At 34.8% G+C, this 581-nt stretch carries 1 pseudogene; it reads left to right on the top strand.

The window, feature by feature from the left end:
• Window positions 1-581: pseudogene (locus tag GN138_RS16085) on the top strand (hypothetical protein); the annotation flags it as partial.

Here is a 581-nt window from a genome sequence, read left to right as displayed (position 1 = left end):
TATTCATATGATATAGTAACAACGGCAGGCATGTTTATTGCTATTACAGAACGAGGTGGAAATAACCGAGTAGGTGTTGAGGCTTTAGACAATTTGGGTAACTCTTTAGGGTCAATTTTTGTTAATACAACAGATTATGTTGATACAGGTTACAATCAATTAAATTCGCCAAGTCAAAATGTACATATAGCGGTATTTCCTTTAGATGATTTGGCTTCTGTAGGTGATGAGATAAGTACATTACGTATTACTTTTCCATTTGCTAATAGTGATGGGCCAGATGGTAAAGTCTTTATTTTTGGAGATATTACTTCTGCATGTGATTTTGATAATGACGGCGTTCCAGATTCTTTAGATTTAGATTCAGATAATGATGGAATTTATGATGTTGATGAAGCAGGTAATGGTAATTTAGATACAAACGGTGATGGAGTTATAGATGCCAATGATACTGGTTTTAATGATGGTGATGGTAATGGCGCTGATGATACAGCGGAAGCAACTACTCCTATAGATACATTAAATGATGGTAGTTACGATTTTCAAAATTTAGACAGTGATGATGATGGTTGTAGTGATGC

Source organism: Winogradskyella endarachnes (genome assembly GCF_009741275.1).
In the GTDB taxonomy this organism is placed as follows: domain Bacteria; phylum Bacteroidota; class Bacteroidia; order Flavobacteriales; family Flavobacteriaceae; genus Winogradskyella; species Winogradskyella endarachnes.
Note: the sequence above shows the minus strand (reverse complement) of the source record. Positions and strands in the feature narration are given on the sequence as shown.